Source organism: Microtetraspora sp. AC03309 (genome assembly GCF_020826795.1).
GTDB classification, from domain to species: Bacteria; Actinomycetota; Actinomycetes; order Streptosporangiales; family Streptosporangiaceae; genus Microtetraspora; species Microtetraspora glauca.
In genome coordinates this window covers 1-432 of the sequence record NZ_JADDIL010000544.1, presented here as the reverse complement: position 1 = coordinate 432, position 432 = coordinate 1, and the positions used below count along the sequence as shown (strand labels likewise).

Sequence of the window (432 nt, the reverse complement as noted above, 5' to 3'; positions counted from 1 at the left end):
GCCGCCGCCGGTCGAATACGACCAGGAGGATGAGACCTCGCCGGGCAAGGCCGCCTGAGAGCGAGCCCGCCGGCCTCAGTCCAGAGTGCCGCTGACGTAGACGATTTCACCCATCGGGTCGTTGTCGTCGCGAGCCGGAACCGGCATGCTGTGGCGGACGAACAGCTCGGACCGGCCGACCCCCGTCATCTTCCAACCCTTGGCACTCAGGTAATCGGCTGCCGAATGCCGCTCACCGTGGTAAATCAGCGACGGCATGTCCATGTTCAGGCCGATCTGGCTGAACGTCTCGGCGGCCGCCCGTGCCTTCTCCGGATCGAAATCCTTGAGGCCGGGGACGAATTCGGTGGCCACCGCGCTGCCGGGTGCGCTGAGCGCCGCGATGTTGTCGAACAGCCGGTCCTGCGCCTCGGGCGGTAGGTAGATCAGCAG

General features: G+C 66.4%; 1 pseudogene. It reads right to left on the bottom strand.

Annotated features, from left to right (window positions below):
• Positions 1–75 precede the first annotated feature (75 nt).
• Positions 76–432, bottom strand: a pseudogene (locus tag IMZ11_RS44275) (SAM-dependent methyltransferase); the annotation flags it as partial.